Origin of the sequence: Arthrobacter alpinus, from assembly GCF_900105965.1 — a bacterium.
In the GTDB taxonomy this organism is placed as follows: domain Bacteria; phylum Actinomycetota; class Actinomycetes; order Actinomycetales; family Micrococcaceae; genus Specibacter; species Specibacter alpinus.
This window is the reverse complement of record NZ_FNTV01000001.1, coordinates 3,631,939-3,648,834: the sequence shown is the minus strand read 5'-3', so window position 1 is coordinate 3,648,834 and position 16,896 is coordinate 3,631,939. Positions and strand designations below refer to the sequence as shown.

At 61.9% G+C, this 16,896-nt stretch carries 13 protein-coding genes; 7 read left to right on the top strand and 6 right to left on the bottom strand.

Annotation, left to right across the window (positions count from 1 at the left end):
• Positions 1-229 precede the first annotated feature (229 nt).
• From BLV41_RS16650 to BLV41_RS16640, 3 genes are all read left to right on the top strand, one after another.
• Positions 230-1,576 (top strand): type III PLP-dependent enzyme domain-containing protein, encoded by a 1,347-nt coding sequence (locus BLV41_RS16650; protein WP_083360986.1) that lies wholly within the window; start codon positions 230-232, stop codon positions 1,574-1,576.
• Positions 1,573-2,880 (top strand): D-arabinono-1,4-lactone oxidase, encoded by a 1,308-nt coding sequence (locus BLV41_RS16645; protein ID WP_074712582.1) that lies wholly within the window; start codon positions 1,573-1,575, stop codon positions 2,878-2,880. Before BLV41_RS16650 ends, BLV41_RS16645 begins: the two co-directional genes overlap by 4 nt.
• 85 nt (positions 2,881-2,965) lie before the next feature.
• Entirely contained in the window at positions 2,966-3,631 is a 666-nt protein-coding gene (locus BLV41_RS16640; RefSeq protein ID WP_139244359.1) for an NAD(P)/FAD-dependent oxidoreductase, read from the top strand.
• On the opposite strand, the gene BLV41_RS16635 is transcribed toward BLV41_RS16640, so the two are convergent.
• Positions 3,632-4,246 carry a copper resistance CopC family protein gene (locus BLV41_RS16635; RefSeq protein WP_244516952.1) on the bottom strand — a complete coding sequence of 205 codons (615 nt, stop codon included), beginning with the start codon at positions 4,244-4,246 and terminating at the stop codon, positions 3,632-3,634. It abuts the gene before it with no gap.
• Positions 4,247-4,468: 222 nt separating this feature from the next.
• Between BLV41_RS16635 and BLV41_RS16630 the strand changes: the two genes are divergently transcribed.
• Positions 4,469-5,923 carry an NCS2 family permease gene (locus BLV41_RS16630; protein ID WP_044579868.1) on the top strand — a complete coding sequence of 485 codons (1,455 nt, stop codon included), beginning with the start codon at positions 4,469-4,471 and terminating at the stop codon, positions 5,921-5,923.
• 99 nt (positions 5,924-6,022) lie between these two features.
• Positions 6,023-6,976, top strand: a complete 954-nt coding sequence (hutG, locus tag BLV41_RS16625; protein ID WP_074712581.1) for a formimidoylglutamase — start codon at positions 6,023-6,025, stop codon at positions 6,974-6,976.
• Between the two features lie 55 nt (positions 6,977-7,031).
• On the opposite strand, the gene BLV41_RS16620 is transcribed toward hutG, so the two are convergent.
• The 3 genes from BLV41_RS16620 to BLV41_RS16610 all read right to left on the bottom strand — a co-directional run bounded on the left by BLV41_RS16620 (position 7,032) and on the right by BLV41_RS16610 (position 12,050).
• Positions 7,032-9,059 carry an ABC transporter ATP-binding protein gene (locus BLV41_RS16620; RefSeq protein WP_074712580.1) on the bottom strand — a complete coding sequence of 676 codons (2,028 nt, stop codon included), beginning with the start codon at positions 9,057-9,059 and terminating at the stop codon, positions 7,032-7,034.
• Positions 9,059-10,789, bottom strand: coding sequence for an ABC transporter ATP-binding protein (locus tag BLV41_RS16615; RefSeq protein WP_074712578.1), 1,731 nt, complete (start codon positions 10,787-10,789; stop codon positions 9,059-9,061). Before BLV41_RS16615 ends, BLV41_RS16620 begins: the two co-directional genes overlap by 1 nt.
• Positions 10,790-10,958: 169 nt before the next feature.
• Positions 10,959-12,050, bottom strand: a complete 1,092-nt coding sequence (locus tag BLV41_RS16610) for an NADH:flavin oxidoreductase/NADH oxidase (protein WP_074712576.1) — start codon at positions 12,048-12,050, stop codon at positions 10,959-10,961.
• 104 nt (positions 12,051-12,154) lie between these two features.
• Between BLV41_RS16610 and BLV41_RS16605 the strand changes: the two genes are divergently transcribed.
• Positions 12,155-12,466, top strand: a complete 312-nt coding sequence (locus BLV41_RS16605; RefSeq protein ID WP_074712574.1) for an ArsR/SmtB family transcription factor — start codon at positions 12,155-12,157, stop codon at positions 12,464-12,466.
• Between the two features lie 157 nt (positions 12,467-12,623).
• Here BLV41_RS16605 and hutH read toward each other — a convergent pair whose 3' ends face one another.
• Complete coding sequence (gene hutH, locus BLV41_RS16600; RefSeq protein ID WP_074712572.1) at positions 12,624-14,195, bottom strand: histidine ammonia-lyase; 1,572 nt, start codon at positions 14,193-14,195, stop codon at positions 12,624-12,626.
• Between the two features lie 130 nt (positions 14,196-14,325).
• The gene (locus tag BLV41_RS16595) at positions 14,326-15,171 is read right to left on the bottom strand and encodes an IclR family transcriptional regulator (protein WP_074712570.1); all 846 of its coding nucleotides are present in this window, start codon (positions 15,169-15,171) and stop codon (positions 14,326-14,328) included.
• A gap of 191 nt (positions 15,172-15,362) precedes the next feature.
• Between BLV41_RS16595 and BLV41_RS16590 the strand changes: the two genes are divergently transcribed.
• Complete coding sequence (locus tag BLV41_RS16590; RefSeq protein ID WP_074713396.1) at positions 15,363-16,805, top strand: amino acid permease; 1,443 nt, start codon at positions 15,363-15,365, stop codon at positions 16,803-16,805.
• The last annotated feature ends 91 nt before the right edge of the window (positions 16,806-16,896 follow it).

Sequence of the window (16,896 nt, the reverse complement as noted above, 5' to 3'; positions counted from 1 at the left end):
CGCCTCCTCATACCTGTATCCCGAAGGGTGCACAAACGCGCACGGCGCCTCCCCTTCGTGGCCTGTACTTGTGACTATTGCGGGTTCAGCTGGACACGTCAAGCTGCCCCCTTCAAAGCTGCCCCGGGTGGCGTAACTCAGGGGCCTAAAAGTTGCCATCGCCAGCAACCCCCTTGGGCGGTTCCCATATGACAGAGTGGACCTCACAATCATCTGTGAGAGGTTGCTCATGACGCCGTGGACTAATCAAGCCAAGGAATCCGCTGTCCCCGAGGGACTCCTCAAGCTGCCCGAAACAGCACTTGCGGCCGGCCTCAGTGGCGAGCCGACTCCCGGATCCGGCTGGGCCCAGACTGATACGGCGTGCGCCCAGCTGACTGCGCCACTCGCTGTTCTGGATGTCCACGCCCTGGCCTTTAATGCCAGCTCGCTTCTGCGGCGCGCCGCCGGTAAACCCATCCGGGTGGCCAGCAAATCCATCCGTAACAAACACGTGCTCCGGGCCGTTCTGGCCCAGCCGGGCTTTGCGGGAGTTCTTGGTTTTAGCCTGCCCGAAGCATTATGGCTGGCGGCCGACCCCTCGGACGCCTTTAAGGACATTGTGGTGGGGTACCCCACGGCCGACCCACAAGCCGTGCGCGCCCTCGCCGCAAATCCCGTAGCCTGCGCCCGCATCACCTTGATGGTGGACTCCACAGAACAGTTGGAGTGGCTTGCGGCTGCATTGGAAAACACGGCTCCCGCCGCAGCTATTCGCCTCTGCTTGGATCTGGACGCGTCATGGCGCCCCTCGGTGCATGGACGGACCCTGGGTCACATCGGCGTGCACCGATCCCCGCTTCGCAACGGCGCCGACGCCATCGCCATGGCCTTGGCGATCGGTGGATACAAGCATGGCTCAAGCAAGCTGTTCACACTTGTTGGCATCATGGCCTATGAGGCCCAGGTGGCCGGACTGCAGGACACTCCGCACACGGGCAACAAGGTAGCTGATCTGGCCAGGGGCGCCGTGCTGCAACAACTCCAACGCACGTCCATGACTGAGATCACCGAGCGCCGGGGCAAGGTGGTTGCCGCGGTTCGCAATGTCACTGACCTGGAATTCGTCAACGGCGGCGGCACCGGAAGCCTGGAGCGCACTACTGCCGATCCTTCCGTGACAGAGCTGGCGGCCGGATCCGGCCTGTTTGGCCCCACGCTTTTTGACGGCTATTCACGCTTCAGCCCGGCGCACGCCGTCGGATTTGCGGTCCCAGTTGTCAGACGGCCCGCCCCGGATATGGTGACAGTGCTTGGCGGCGGTTGGATTGCCTCGGGTCCACACGGCCCGGACCGGTCTCCCGTGCCCGTCTACCCGGAAGGCCTGTCCCTGATCAGCACGGAAGGTGCCGGCGAGGTTCAGACACCACTCAAGGGTGCTGCCGCGGCCCAGCTGAGGATCGGCAGCCGGGTGTGGTTCAGGCACGCCAAGTCGGGCGAGATCTGCGAGCACGTGGACGCTTTGGAAATGATCGACGGCGGACGTTGGGTTGGCAGAACACCCACCTATCGCGGGGAAGGCAAGGCGTTTGTATGAGCCAGTGGCGTAATTGGGCGCGGGACCAGCGGTGCACGCCAAGCCAGGTGGCGCGGCCAGCGACAGTGGCGGAAGTGTCAACGCTTGTGGAGCAGGCCTCGGAGGCGGGGACAACCGTGAAGGCGGTGGGTGCCGGCCACAGTTTTACCGACATAGCTTTAACCCGTGGAATCCAGTTGCGCCTCGATGGAATTAGCGGGCTGCTCTCCGTGGACCGGGCCACGAAGCAAGTCACCCTTGGCGGCGGAACGCGCCTCTTTGAGATCCCCCACTTGCTGGAACCGTACTCGCTAGCCATGGAAAATCTTGGCGACATTGACCAACAGTCCATTTCCGGAGCCATCTCCACGGGCACCCACGGGACGGGGCTGAAATTTGGCGGCATTGCCACCCAGGTCAGGGCCTTGACGCTCGTAACCGGAACCGGGGAGGTCCTGCACTGCTCAGAGTCGCAGCACCCGGAGGTCTTTGCCGTGGCCCGCGTGGGATTGGGGGCCTTGGGCATCATCACCTCCGTGACGCTGCAGTGCGTGGATTCATTCAAGCTGCACGCCGTGGAGCGGGCCGAACCTTTGGCGGCTGTCTTGGCGGACCTGGCGGAGCGCAATGCGAGCCTGGACCACTTTGAGTTTTATTGGTTCCCGCATACCGAGGTGGCCTTGACCAAGACCAATACCCGCTATGCCCCGGACGGCCTTTCTTCCGGGGTGGGCCCGTTGTCGACGCGGGCTCACTGGGTCGATGACATCCTGGTTTCCAACTCCTTGTTTTCCGCCCTGTGCCAAGTCACAGCCAAAGTTCCTCGGATCATTCCGCGCGTCAACCAGATCGCCTCCAAGCTCACAGGAACGCGGGAGTTCGGCGACTCCTCGCACAAGGTTTTTACAACAACCCGGACCGTGCGTTTTAGAGAGATGGAATATGCCGTGCCGTTGGATCGTATTGCCGACATTCTGGCCGAGCTGGATGCCATGATCAAACGGCGGGAGCTGCGCATCTCCTTCCCGGTGGAGGTCCGTAGTGCGGCCGCCGACACCATTGCCCTATCCACCGCCAGCGGCAGGGAAAGCGGCTACATTGCGATTCATCAGCACGTGAACACTGCGCCGTTTGAGTACTTCAAGGCGGCCGAGGAAATCTTCCGCTCACACGGCGGACGGCCGCACTGGGGGAAGTGGCACTTTCTCCAATCGAATGACTTTTCCGAGCTCTACCCAGACCTTGAAAAGTTCTGTAGGGTTCGAGATGTTCTCGATCACAAACGCGTTTTTAGCAACGCCTATTTGGACCGGGTTCTACTGTAATTTCCCCTGCTCTGCGCCCAACGGCTTTCCGCGCTCCCGGGATTGCCGCCACATAGTTCTCCTACCGTTCAAGGAGGCATTTGCCATGACCGCTGCGCCCGTAACTGCCAGGCACCTAACCCCCAGACCCCGCACCGCTGCTTCCGCGCCTGGTGCCACACTGGGTGAAAACGAAGCCACAACCACGGTTGTGATTGGATCCGGTTTTTCCGCGTTGGCCGTCGCTGCGGAGCTCAACCGACAGGGCGTGAAAGCCATCATGGTTGACAGCTTTTGTCCCGTGAAGCAAAGTTCCACGCCGCCCACCACCGGCGGCATCAGCTTGGACGCCTTGAGTGAGCGCAGTGAGGTTGTGCGGTTGCTGGAAAACTACGCCAGACGCCATGACCTGGATATCCGCCCGGAAACTCAGGCGCTTGAACTGACCCGGGCCAGCGACACCGTGGCGGCCAACCCGCAAGCCGGCCCCCAGTGGAGCGTGCACACGGGCACCGGAGTCCTCAGCGCCCACAGCGTTGTATTCACCCGGGGTGCGTTGAGCCAGCTGCGCCGGGTCTTGCACAGCGCGGGAGTCACCACCGCCGCCGACATGCGCACCGCCATGCACACCCTGGGCCTGTATCTGGTGGGTGTTGGCGATTTGGCCATTCCCACCACCCAGGAAATCCTGCATCAGGCCAAACGTGCCGGCCAGTCCATCGCGACCCGGGTTGCAACCGGCGAATCCGCATCGGTGCTGGCACTGGCCTAACTAGTCGTCCTTGGACAAACGACGCCGGGCCACCACTACCAGGGCAACAACCAGCCCCAGCAGCACCGCGATGAGTCCGATGACGCTCCACGGAACGGCGCTTTCGTCCTGCACCGCGGCGGGTTCTTCCTCCGGCTGCGCTTGAACTGAAACTATCGGCCCGGCCCCCACGGCGGCACCGGCGGTTGAGGTTGCTGCGGCGCTTGCGGTGAAGCTGAATTCGCCTTCCACGGGATGCGAATCGGAGGACACCAGACGCCATTTCACCGTGAACTTGCCGGCCGGCGCACCCGGGCGCACATTTTGCGTGGCCACCGTGTCCAGGACGTCCACGCTGCCGGTTGCCCAGTCGGTGCCGGCTGAATCCAGAACCAGAACTTGCGATCCAATAACGGCCGGGGTGTTGCTCATGGTGATCTCAATTTTGTCCGGGACGGTCTCCACGGTAGAACCGTCTGCGGGCGTTGTTCCTGTGATCGCGTCATGCGCCAGTGCCGCCGTCGAGGAGCCCAGCAATAACAGCATCATGGCCAGAAGTGCCGCAAAAACGCGCCGCACCAGCTTTTGCGGTGTCATGTTCGTCTCAATGGGCTGGCGTTTTGCAGGGGTCTTCACAGCAGGCAATCCTTTGAAAGTTAGGGTGAGTGCACCTCACGGTAACCCAGAAACATGGGAGATTCCTCAAGAACGCGGCATCTAGGCACCCGGGCCGGCTCTGCCGTGGTTCGCTCCTGAACGGAACATGCCAAGCCTGACGCACTATCTTCGGCCCGCATGTGAGCGGCTAGGATTTCCTCGGTTAACTATTTTCTTTTTTCTTCGCCCGGAGGGCTCCTTATGGCAACGAAGACGGCACCGCGCCTGTCAGCGATCGACAAATATTTCAAGGTTACAGAACGTGGATCGAACTACTCGCGGGAAATTCGCGGCGGTTTCGCCACGTTCTTCGCGATGAGCTACATCGTGGTGTTGAACCCGCTGATCCTCGGTGGCGCCGACTCCTCCGGCGAGGTTCTGGGTCTGGAACGCGTCGCCGCCGTCACGGCCTTCGTGGCCGGTATCCTGACCATCCTCATGGGTGCATGGGCCAGACACCCCTTCGCAATGGCGGCCGGCCTGGGCGTCAACGCCTTCATTGCCGTCACCGTGGCAACAAACCCGGGCCTGACCTGGCCCGACGTTATGGGCCTTGTTGTCCTCTCCGGTGTCACCATGTTGATCCTGGTGCTGACCGGCTTTAGAACCGCAGTCTTCAAGGCCGTCCCCGAAGGGCTCAAGACGGCCATTGTGGTGGGCATCGGTATGTTCATCGCCCTCATCGGCCTGGTCAACGCCGGTTTTGTCCGCCGTATCCCCGACGTAGCCGGAACCACAGTTCCGGTGGGCCTGGGCTTCGACGGCAAACTCATGGGCTGGCCCACGCTGGTGTTTGTGATTGGTCTGGTGCTGACCATCGGTTTGGTTGTTCGCAAGGTAAAGGGCGCCATCCTGATTGGCATTCTGTTTTCCACTGTGCTGGCCAACATCCTTGAAATGACGCTGCACATTGGCCCGTCCTTCGACGGCACCACCAGCAACCCGCAGGGCTGGTCCCTGGTCTCCCCACAGATGTCCTCGTGGTCATGGCCTGACCTGTCCCTGATCGGTCAGGTCAACATCTTCGGCGCGTTCAGCAAGCTCGGCGCACTTGCTGCAGTGTTGCTCGCCTTCGTGATCCTGCTCAGCATCTTCTTTGACGCCATGGGCACCATGGTGGGCTTGGCCTCCGAGGCTGGCACCATCGACAAGGATGGCAATATCCCCGACGTGGACAAGGTGCTGCTCGTGGACGCATTCGGGGCCATCGCCGGTGGTGGCGCGTCCGCCTCCTCCAACCAGATCTACGTGGAATCCGGCGCCGGAATCGGTGAAGGTGCCCGCACAGGCCTGGCCTCGATTGTGACGGGCCTGCTCTTGCTGGCGGCCATGTTCGCCACTCCCCTGATCAAGCTGGTTCCTTTTGAAGCTGTGGCCCCTGCGCTTGTGGTGGTTGGTTTCATGATGGTTTCCCAGGTGGGCAAGATCGATTGGTCCGACTGGGGCATCGGCATCCCGGCCTTCCTGACGTTCACGCTCATGCCATTCACATACTCGATCGCCAACGGCCTGGGCGCCGGCTTCATCGCCTTCGTTCTGATCCGCCTGTTCCAGGGCCGCGCACGCGAAATCCACCCGCTCATGTGGGCCGTGGCGGGAGCCTTCCTGTTGTTCTTCGGCATTGGTGTTGTGGAGGACTTGTTCGGGGTCAAGTAACCCGTGCGCAGCTTTCCTTGAGGGTGGTATCTGGCCTGCCAGATACCACCCTCTGTTGTTCCACTGGCATTGTCGGCCCGACTGCTGTTCTCTGGAAGCATGGACTTTTCTACACTCCCACTTGATGTTCCCGCCAGCTCTTGGACGGGCAGGAACGACGGCGCAGACCTCGCCCACCGCCGCTGGTGGCAGGCCGTCACCACCACCGCCGCTCTTTCCCTGGATGCGGCGTTGCCCGGTCCGGCTGCATTCTTGGGCTTTTGCTCCGACGCTGGTGTGCTCCGCAATCACGGACGCACAGGCGCCGCCAGCGGTCCCGCGGCGATCCGCGCGGCCCTTGGCTCGCTGGCCTTCCACGGTTCCCGGTCAATTGTGGACGCGGGGGACGTTGTGGTTTCGGAGGACGCCTTGGAGGACGGCCAGGCCCGCGCAGGCGCTGCCCTCACAGGGATGCTCGACGCCGGCTATCTCACCGTTGCCCTGGGCGGCGGGCACGAAATCGCGTTTGCCAGCTACCTTGGTGTTGCCGGAACGGCAGCCGTGGCCAATGGTGCCCGGCTAGGCGTGCTTAACCTCGATGCCCACTTTGATCTGAGGGATGCCCCGGCACCCAGCTCCGGTACACCGTTCCTGCAAATGGCTCAGGCCGAAGCCGCTGCCGGACGCGAACTGAATTACGCCGTCGTAGGCATCAGCGAACCCAACAACACGCGGGCACTCTTCAACACCGCCCACGAGCTCGACGTGAAGTACCTCCTGGATGAGGACTGCTCCGCGGAGCGCACCGCGGGCTTTGTTGATGCGTTCCTGGAAACCGTGGACATTGTGTACCTTACGATCGATCTTGACGTACTGCCGGCCGCCGCAGCACCCGGTGTCAGCGCGCCCGCCGCCTATGGAGTGCCGCTACCGGTGATCGCCGCCGTATGCCGGCAGGTTGCTGCCAGCGGGAAGCTCTTCCACCTGGACGTAGCCGAACTGAACCCGGAGTTCGACATCGACAACCGCACAGCCAAAGTAGCAGCAAGGCTCATCGACACGCTCCTGCGCTGACCGGGCGGTGCGGCGGCCCGGGACAGCGCTGGCTTTCGCGCGGGCGGCGGTGCCGCTAGTGAGCTTCGGCGGGGACCTCGTCTTCTAGCTCATGACCGCCCTGGAACTGGGTCATGTAGAGCTTGTAGTAGGCGCCGCGGCGGGCCAGAAGTTCCTCGTGGTTGCCGTGCTCGACGATGTCGCCGTCTTCCATGACCAAGATGGTGTGGGCGTCGCGGATTGTGGAGAGACGGTGGGCAATCACGAAGGAGGTCCGGTCGGTGCGCAGTGCCGCCATGGCGTGCTGGACCAGCAGCTCGGTGCGTGTATCCACTGACGAGGTTGCCTCGTCGAGAATCAGCAGTGATGGCTTGGCGATGAAGGCCCTGGCAATCGTGAGCAGCTGGCGTTCACCGGCGGAAACGGTGCCGCCGTCGGCGTCGATCACGGTGTCATAGCCGTCGGGGAGCTGGCGAACAAACCTGTCCACCATGGTGGCCTCGGCAGCGGCAATGATTTCCTCGTCAGTGGCATCCAAACGGCCGTAGCGGATGTTTTCGCGGATGGTGCCTTCAAACAGCCACGCGTCCTGGAGCACCATGCCCACCTGCGAGCGCACCTGTTCGCGGGACAGCTCGCGGGTGTCCACGCCGTCGAGCAGGATCCGTCCGCCGGTGATCTCGTAGAAGCGCATGATGAGGTTGACGAGCGTCGTCTTGCCCGCGCCGGTGGGCCCCACAATGGCCACGGTCTGCCCTGGTTCAACGGTGAGGGAAACGTCGCGGATGAGCGGGGTTTCCGGTGCGTAGCTGAAGGACACGTTCTCGAACCGCACGTGGCCGTCCGTCTGCTCGGGCAGCAGCGCTGAATCCTCCTCTGCTTCCTGCTCGTCGGCGTCGAGGATCTCAAAGGTCCGCTCGGCCGAGGCCACACCGGACTGGATCATGTTGGCAATTCCAGCCATCTCACCAATGGGCTGGGAGAACTCGCGTGAGTACTGAATGAATGCCGTGGCATCGCCCAGGGTGATCTGGCCTGTAGCAACACGCACACCACCGACGACGGCGACCAGCACGTAGGAGAGATAGGAGACAAACTGCATGGCCGGCATGATCATGCCGGAAACAAACTGAGCGCCGAAGGAGGCCTTGAAAAGGTGTTCGTTGCGGTCATCGAACTCGGCCAGCATTTCCTCGTCACGGCCATAGGCGCGAACAAGTTCCAGCCCGGAGAAAGTCTCTTCAATGTGACCATTGAGTGAGCCGGTGTACTTCCACTGCGCGGCGAACAGTTTTTGTGAGCGCGTTCCAATCACGCCTGCAATGATGGCTGAGAGCGGCAACGCGATAAGGGCTATCAAGGCCAGCTGCCAGGACACAATAAACATCATGATCCCGATGCCGATGACCGTCAGCGCGGACTGCACCAGTTGCGAAAAGGCTTGCTGAAGTGCGGCCTGGATGTTGTCGACGTCGTTGGTCACCCGGGACATCAGATCACCGCGCTGGCGGGTGTCAAAGTACCCCAGCGGGAGGCGGTTGAGCTTGCGTTCAATGTCTTCACGCAGCTTGAACACCACGCGCATGACAAGGGCGTTCAGGAGGAAGCCTTGCAGCCACATGAGCGTTGAGGCAACCATGTACAAAGCCAACACAATGATGATGAGCCGGCTGAGTTCAACAAAGTCAATGCCCGCGCCCGGGACAATATTGGCCTTGGCCAGCATGTCGGCGAACTGATCGTTCCCGGCCGCCCGTTGCGTCTCCACCAGAACCTCGAGCGGCACATTCGCTGGCAGCTGCGAGCCAATGACGCCATTAAAGATCACGTCCATGGCGGCCCCGAGGATCTTCGGGGCGATAACCGTCAGGACTACGGAGGCCGCCACCAGCACAATCACCACGGAGAACATGAAGCGCTCCGGCCGCAGAAGCCCTACGAGGCGCTTGACCGAGGGCCAGAAGTGTTCGGCCTTTTTGGCTGGTGTTCCGCCAAACATGTCACCGTCTGCCTCGGAGGGCCGGTACTCCGGCACCAACTCCTCATCCGTTTCAATGGCGTCAACAGCCACGTCCGGGGCCTGTTCCTTGCTCTTGCGCGCCATCAGGCAACCCCTTCAATGCTCAGCTGGGATTCAACAATTTCGCGATAGGTTTCATTGCTCTCAAGCAATTCGTCATGGGTTCCCCCACCCACCACCTCGCCGTTGTCCAGCACAATAATGTGGTCAGCCTCCCGGATGGTGGAGATCCTTTGGGCCACAATGATCACCGTTGCACCCTCGGTGGCGGCGTGCAGCGATTCACGCAACCGCTGATCCGTGGTGACATCCAGCGCCGAAAAAGAATCGTCAAACAAGAAGATTCGTGGTCGGGCCGCCAGCGCCCGGGCAATACACAACCGTTGCCGCTGTCCGCCTGACACATTCGTGCCGCCTTGGGCGATTGGGGTGTCCAGCGCCTTGGGCTTTTCCTGGACAAAGTCCTTGGCCTGGGCCACGCGGAGGGCTTCCCATAGCTCATCGTCGTTGGCATCGGGCCGGCCAAACTTCAGGTTTGAGGCTACGGTGCCGGAGAACAGGTACGGCTTCTGCGGCACGAGCCCCACCAGTTCCGCCATCTGGGAGCGGCTGAGCTCGCTCACATCCACCCCGCCAATGCGCACCGTGCCACCCTGCGGGTCAAAAAGCCGGGGTATGAGGTTCAGGAGGGTGGACTTGCCCGAACCGGTGGAGCCAACAATCGCCGTCGTCTGTCCTTGGTGGGCCGTGAAGCTCACATTGTTCAGGACCGGCCGCTCGGCTCCGGGATAGCCAAAGGAAACACTGGAAAATTCCACTGCGTGAGTCTGCGGAGCCGCTGTCCCCTTCGGCACAACCAGACTGGGCTCTGCCGTGAGGACATCGTCCAGACGTTCGGCGGAAATGGCGGCCCGGGGAATCATCATGACCATGAAGACACCCATCATGACGGCCACAAGGATCTGCAGCAGGTACTGCAAGAAGGCCGTCAGTGAACCGATCTGCATCTCGCCGGAGTTCACTCGCTGGCCACCAAACCACAGCACGGCGGCCGTGGCCAGGTGCAGGATCATCATGATGACCGGGAACATGAGCACGAACAAATTGCCCACGCGGACCGAGACGCGCGTCAGTTTCAGGTTCGCGTCACGGTAACGTTCGGTTTCAAATTGTTCCCGCACGAAGGCCCGGATGACCCGGATGCCAACAATTTGTTCACGCAGAACCCCGTTGACGGTATCGATCCGTTCTTGCATCTCGCGGAACAACGGCAGCAACTTGACCACCAGGAAGCCCACCACAATGAACAGCAGCGGCACCGAAACCCACAACAGCCAGGACAGCCCCACGTCTTCGCGCAGGGCCATGACGATCCCGCCAATGCACATGATGGGCGTTGAGACCATGAAGTTCAAGGCCATCAGAATCAACATCTGCACTTGCTGGACATCGTTGGTGTTGCGGGTAATCAGCGTGGCCGTGCCAAAGCGGCTCACATCCAGGGCGCCGAGGGCGTTGACCCGGTAGTACACCTCGCGGCGCAGATCGCGTCCAATGGCCATGGCCGTGCGCGCACCGAAGTAGATACCGCCGATGGCCGAGGCTACCTGCACGAAGCAGACAACCACCATGGTGACGCCCGTGGACCAGATGAAATCGGTGTCACCCTTGGCGATACCTTGGTCGATGATCTTGGCGTTCAGGCTGGGCAAGTAGAGGGCGGCAAGGGTCGAGATCAATTGCAGCACCAGAACTGCGGTGACCCACACCCAATATGGCCGAGCATGGCGGAAAGCCAGTCGAGCGAGTTTCACGATGGATCCAATTCGAATAGATGTTTGAACATTCGCTATCTTCGAACATTATGCACGCCCGGCCGTGGTCTGGCAACAGTTGAACAGGAGTTAAAAATTGCCCCGAAACGGTGCACACAAAGGTGCTGTTTCGGGGCAACTTCATACTCACTTTGGAGTCTTTTAGTGGCTACACGGCGTAGTCATACTGACGGATAAACCGGCCGCGCGCACCCAGTGCGGCTGCAGCATTGTTGGCCCAGGAGGCGTCGCGAAGCAAGGCCCTGCCAATGAAGACGGCATCGGCTGATCCGCTAGCCAGCAGTTCCTGCGCCACCGCTGGATCGCCAATGCGTCCGACGGCGGCCACCAACGTTCCGCTGGCTGCCTTCAGTTCCGCCGCGTTGCGGGTTTGGTAGTCATCGCGGTGCGGAATCTTCGCTGGCACCAAAGCGCCGGAAGAAGCGTCGATCAGGTCCGCGCCATGGTCACTGGCCCAGCGCGACAGGACGATCGAATCCGCCAGGGTCCATGCGTCCCGGCCGTCTTCGGGATTCTCGGCAACCCAATCGGTCGTGGAGATGCGCAAGAACACAGGCTTGTCTTCGGGCCAAACGCTACGAACGGCGTCGAGCACCTCAAGCACAATGCGAGCCCTGTTTTCCAGGCTCCCGCCATAGCTGTCCGTGCGGTTGTTACTTAACGGCGATAGGAAGGAATGAAGCAAGTAGCCGTGGGCGCCGTGGACTTCAACCACTTCGTACCCCGCGGCCAGCGCACGACGGGCCGATTCAGCCCACGCAGCAACAACAGCGGCGATATCCGCCAGAGTCATTTCTGCAGGCTCCGCGTAGCCCGGGAAGGCAATGGCACTGGGACCGGCAACTGGCCAGCCGCCCTCGTCTTCGGCAATTGGACCTCCACCGAGCCATGGACGCTCCATGGAAGCCTTGCGCCCTGCATGAGCCAGCTGGATGCCAGGCAATGCACCCGACTCGGCAATGGCGGCGGCCAGCCTGCGGTGGGCTGGAATCTGGGAATCGTCCCACAAACCCAAATCATAGGGAGAGATGCGACCCTCCGGCAGGACACCGGTGGCTTCCACCACGGCCAGTCCAACGCCACCGGCCGCGCGAGAGGCATAGTGGGCCAGATGGAAATCGTTGGGGGCGCCAATCTCCGAACCTTCGGAGAAAGCCGAGTAGGTGCACATGGGAGACATCCAGACACGGTTGGGAATGGTGGTTCCACGGAGGGTCAAAGGTTCGAACAGCTCGGTCATGCGGAGATCTCCCAAAATTGGTGTGTCACTTTCTTAGTACGAGACTCATCGTAGTATGATGATTCTCGTACAAGCAAACGGCTCGCAAAGGAGCGCAACACAGCATGGGTTCAGCACGTAGCCTCGAGCACCCCACCCTCGAACAGATGAGCCTGGATACCGTCCTGTCGGCTTTAGCAGATCCGGTCCGCCGCACCATCGTGGCGCAGCTGGCCAATGGCCATGACGATCAGGCCTGCATCGCCTTCTCACTACCCGTCAGCAAATCGACATCGACGCACCACTTTCGGGTGCTGCGCGAAGCCGGCGTGATATCCCAGCAGTATCGAGGCACATCAATTCTCAACGGCCTCCGCCGCGATGAGCTCAACCTTCGCTTCCCCGGGCTGCTGGAAGCCATCCTCGCAGCAGAGTAGTCCCCCCGACAGCCCACACAGCGCTAGCTTTCCAAAAATGCCGCCGCTCCCGCAAAATGCCGCAGGTCTACTTGCGGCAAAACGCGGGAACGGCGGCATTTTCAGTGGATGCACACCGGAGGTGGTCCGCCTAGAGTGATCTCGGCACTAGCAGACCTCAGTTCAGCGGGCCGGTGGCCTTCTCGGCTGCGGCGCGGATGGCACCGGAGCCCACCAGTCGGTCAGCCTCCTCCAACTCAGGTGAGAGGAATCGGTCAGAACCGGGACCCTGAACCGTCTTACGAAGCACCTCAATGACGGCCGCGCCGGCAGGCCCGGGGACCAGTACGCCGTCGGACATGGACGTACGCATATCGATGGCACGGGTGGCCGTAACCAGCTCGATCGCCAGGACGCGGCGCAGGTTCTCCACGGATCGGCGCAACTTGCGGGCGGCATGCCAGCCCATCGAAACGTGGTCTTCCTGCATGGCTGAGCTGGGGATGGAGTCCACAGAGGCCGGGACGGCCAGTCGCTTGGAATCTGAAACCAGGCCGGCCTGGGTGTACTGCGCAATCATGAGGCCCGAATCCACGCCGGGATCGCCGGCCAAGAAAGCGGGCAGGCCGTGGGAACGGGCGGGGTCGAGCATGCGGTCGGTGCGGCGCTCGGCAATCGAGGCAACATCCGCGGAAACGATCGCAAGGAAGTCCAGGACGTAGGCCACCGGGGCGCCGTGGAAGTTGCCGTTGGAGGAGACCCGCCCATCGGGCAAGACCACGGGGTTGTCAATGGAGGCGGCGAGCTCACGAGTGGCCACCATGAGTGCGTGGTCCACGGTGTCGCGGGCGGCGCCGGCAACCTGTGGGGCGCACCGCAGCGAGTAGGCATCCTGAACGCGGGAGTCGCCCACCCGGTGTGAGGCCACGATGGGCGAGTTGGCCAGCACGCGCAGCATATTGTTGGCGCTTGCGGCCTGGCCGGGGTGCGGGCGCAGCTCCATGTGGAGCTCTGGCACGAACACCTGGTCGGTGCCCAGCAGGCCCTCGACGCTGAGCGCGGCGGTGATGTCCGCCGTCGTGAGCAAGAGGCGAAGGTCCGCGATGGCCATCAGGAGCATGCCGAGCATGCCGTCCGTGCCATTGACCAGCGCCAGGCCTTCCTTCTCGGCTAGCTCGATCGGAGTGATGCCGGCCTCGGCGAACAACTCGGGGACGGGGCGGATGACGCCGTCGGGCCCGGCAGCTTCACCCTCTCCCATCAGCACCAGGGCACAATGCGAGAGCGGCGCGAGGTCACCCGAGCAGCCCAGCGAGCCGAACTCGCGGACCACAGGGGTGATGCCGGCATTGAGCACGTCCACCATGGTTTGCACGACGACGGGGCGCACGCCGGTGCGGCCCGAAGCGAGGGTCTTGGCGCGCAGGAACATCAGGGCGCGCACCACCTCGCGCTCCACGGCCGGGCCCATTCCGGCGGCGTGGCTGCGAATGAGCGACTTCTGCAGCTGCGTGCGCATGTCCGTGGGGATGTGGCGGTTGGCCAGCGCACCGAAGCCCGTGGAAATGCCGTACGCGGGAGTGTCGGAGTGCGCCAGATCCTCGATGTGCGTCCTGACGCGTTCGACGCCGGCCAGCGCCTCAGCGCTGATCACCACCTTGGCATCGTGGCGGGCCACGGCAATGACGTCCTCGGGCGTGACACCTGAGAAGGAGAGGGTGACTTCGTGGGAGCGAACGGCGGTGGTCATGGCGGAATCCTTTTGTTGCGGCGGTCTTGCTTCCCACTATCCCGCTTAACCGCAGGGAAATCTGCCCCTTCTAACGTAGGCTGTCCGGGATTTCAGACATGCCGATCCGGGCGCAAAGCCAGATCCAAAGTCAGCCTTCTCGGCGCCCGTAAATGCGGACGGAGAGCTCCTTGGCAGCTTTTTGCACACGCTGGGCTAGGTCCGGCCACTTCTCGGCAGGAACTTTTTCTTCCAGAAAGGTCACGGCCACGGCAGCAACGGGCCACCCCAGGTGATCGGTCACTGCGGCCGCCACCGAACCAAAACCGTCCGTGACCTCACCATGTTCGGTGGAGTAGCCGCGGATTCGCACCTGGTCCAGATGCGATGACAACGTGGAGTACTTGCCAATGGGGTCCGGCACATCGGTGCGTGAGCTGAAGGCGGCCGTATTTGGGTACAGCGCCCGCACCTGAGACTTGGGCAGCGCGGCCAGAATTGCCCGGCCACTGGCGGTGAGGTGGCTCGGAAGCCGCACGCCGACGTCGGTCACCAGGGACGGGCGGTTCTTGGCGCGCTCTTCCACAATGTACAGAACGTCTCGTCCATGGAGCACGGCCAGGTGGGCGCTTTCACCGATCTTGTCCACCAATGTAGCCAGCAGGGGTCGGCCCAGACGGGACAACGGCTCCTGTCGCGAGTAGGCGCTGCTGAGCTCGAAGGCCGCAACTCCCAAGCCGTAGCGCTGCTCTTCGTGCAAGTGCATGACAAAGCCGCTCTGCTCCATCACGCCGAGCAGGTGATACACGCTTGAGCGGGGAAGCTCCAGCGTGGTGGCAATAGTGGAGGCAGCCAGTGGTCCACGCTTTGAAGACAACAATTTCAAGATGCGCAGAGTATTTTCAGCTGCCGGGACCTTGGATGGGGCCTTGGATGGCAAGGTGGCAGCAGGCCGCGCGGGAGCATTCTGGGCGGGAGTCCGTTCAGGAATTGTCATAGCCCCTCAGAATAGGTCCAATAACACCATCACTGTGCACACACTATAGAATATTGCAGTCTGAAATCCCAGATTTTCAGGTGCGGAAGCGCTCATTTGGCCCATTTGCGGCCATTAAAGTGACGCCCGCCACCATATTTTCGCCCCTCGTGGCATGGGTCACCTGGCCCAAATTGTTAGAAAGCTCACGCATGAACCCCAAGGGATCTGTCCTGACCCGCGGCTTGAACGCCCGCCACATCCGTTTCATGGCACTCGGCTCAGCGATCGGCACCGGCCTGTTCTACGGCTCCTCCAGCGCCATTCAAAAGGCCGGACCTGCAGTGCTGCTGGCCTACATCATTGCCGGCGCCGCGGTATTTATGGTGATGCGTGCCTTGGGTGAACTGGCCGTTCGGCACCCTGTTTCGGGCTCCTTTGGCCAGTACGCAAGCCGCTACCTGGGCCCGTTGGCCGGTTTCATCACGGGCTGGACCTACGTTTTTGAAATGGCGATCGTTGCCATCGCCGACGTCACGGCCTTCAGCATCTACATGGGTTTCTGGTTCCACGACGTTCCACGCTGGATCTGGGTTCTCGCCATCATCTTCTTCCTTGCCGCCATCAACCTGCTCAGCGTAAAGGTGTTCGGTGAGCTGGAGTTCTGGTTCTCCATCATCAAGGTTGGGGCCATCATCGCCATGATCGCCGGCGGCGTTGCCATCATCGTTTTCGGTTTCCATATGGACGGTGGTGAAGCCGTCCCGGGCCTGAACAATCTTGTAAACCACGGCGGCTTCATGCCCAACGGTTGGATAGGGCTCTTGGCCGCGTTTGCCGTGGTCATGTTTGCCTTTGGCGGCATTGAAACCATCGGGGTCACGGCGGGTGAGGCCAAGGATCCCGGCAAGAGCATCCCCGCCGCAGTCAATACGGTGCCCGTTCGCATCCTGCTGTTCTACGTACTGACGCTAGGTGTCCTCATGACACTGATCCCGTGGAATCAGATCACCGGTGAGACGAGCCCGTTCGTGCAGATTTTCGATTCCCTCGGCATCCCGCTGGCCGCCCATATCCTGAACGCTGTTGTTATTACCGCGGCACTTTCAGCCATCAATTCAGATATCTTTGGCTCCGGCCGAGTCTTGTTCGGCTTGGCCCAGCAGGGTCACGCGCCAGCGGTATTTGGCAAGATTTCGCGTTCAGGCGTGCCCTGGATGACTGTTGTTCTCATGACCGGGGTGCTGTTGGTTGGCGTGGTCTTGAATGCCACGATTCCAGAGGATGTCTTCCTTGTCATCGCCTCGATCGCCACATTTGCCACCGTGTGGGTATGGATCATGATTCTGGCCTCCCACGTGGCCATGAAGCGCGAGATCGCCAACAAAGCCATTGCGCCGTCCAATTTCCCCGTCCCGCTCTGGCCATTGGCCTCGATCCTGACCGCGGTGTTCATGGCGGGCGTGATTGTGCTCCTGGGCATCTACCCCGAAACCCGCGTTGCCCTTTACGTGGGCGCGATCTGGCTGGTCCTGTTGACCCTTGCCTTCAAGCTCTGGGTTCGTGGGGATGGACGACGCCGGCCCACCCTTCTCGACGAAACCACGCTTTCCCCTGTGGGCAGGCTGGCACCGGAGGCGGCCGGGGCCAAGTAGCCGCATCCCGGCCGCCTTATTCCGGCACGGCCCCACGAGTTCTGACCTTGGCGGCAACATCAGCGCCAGCGGCCGCGCCAACATGACCGCC

Excerpts from the sequence above, each read along its gene's own strand:
- BLV41_RS16610 (WP_074712576.1), bottom strand. The coding sequence starts at position 12,050 with ATGACCGAGCTGTTCGAACCTTTGACCCTCCGTGGAACCACCATTCCC.
- hutH (WP_074712572.1), bottom strand. The coding sequence starts at position 14,195 with ATGACCACCGCCGTTCGCTCCCACGAAGTCACCCTCTCCTTCTCAGGT.
- BLV41_RS16640 (WP_139244359.1), top strand. The coding sequence starts at position 2,966 with ATGACCGCTGCGCCCGTAACTGCCAGGCACCTAACCCCCAGACCCCGC.
- BLV41_RS16620 (WP_074712580.1), bottom strand. The coding sequence starts at position 9,059 with ATGGCGCGCAAGAGCAAGGAACAGGCCCCGGACGTGGCTGTTGACGCC.
- BLV41_RS16630 (WP_044579868.1), top strand. The coding sequence starts at position 4,469 with ATGGCAACGAAGACGGCACCGCGCCTGTCAGCGATCGACAAATATTTC.
- BLV41_RS16650 (WP_083360986.1), top strand. The coding sequence starts at position 230 with ATGACGCCGTGGACTAATCAAGCCAAGGAATCCGCTGTCCCCGAGGGA.
- BLV41_RS16590 (WP_074713396.1), top strand. The coding sequence starts at position 15,363 with ATGAACCCCAAGGGATCTGTCCTGACCCGCGGCTTGAACGCCCGCCAC.
- hutG (WP_074712581.1), top strand. The coding sequence starts at position 6,023 with ATGGACTTTTCTACACTCCCACTTGATGTTCCCGCCAGCTCTTGGACG.
- BLV41_RS16645 (WP_074712582.1), top strand. The coding sequence starts at position 1,573 with ATGAGCCAGTGGCGTAATTGGGCGCGGGACCAGCGGTGCACGCCAAGC.
- BLV41_RS16605 (WP_074712574.1), top strand. The coding sequence starts at position 12,155 with ATGGGTTCAGCACGTAGCCTCGAGCACCCCACCCTCGAACAGATGAGC.
- BLV41_RS16595 (WP_074712570.1), bottom strand. The coding sequence starts at position 15,171 with ATGACAATTCCTGAACGGACTCCCGCCCAGAATGCTCCCGCGCGGCCT.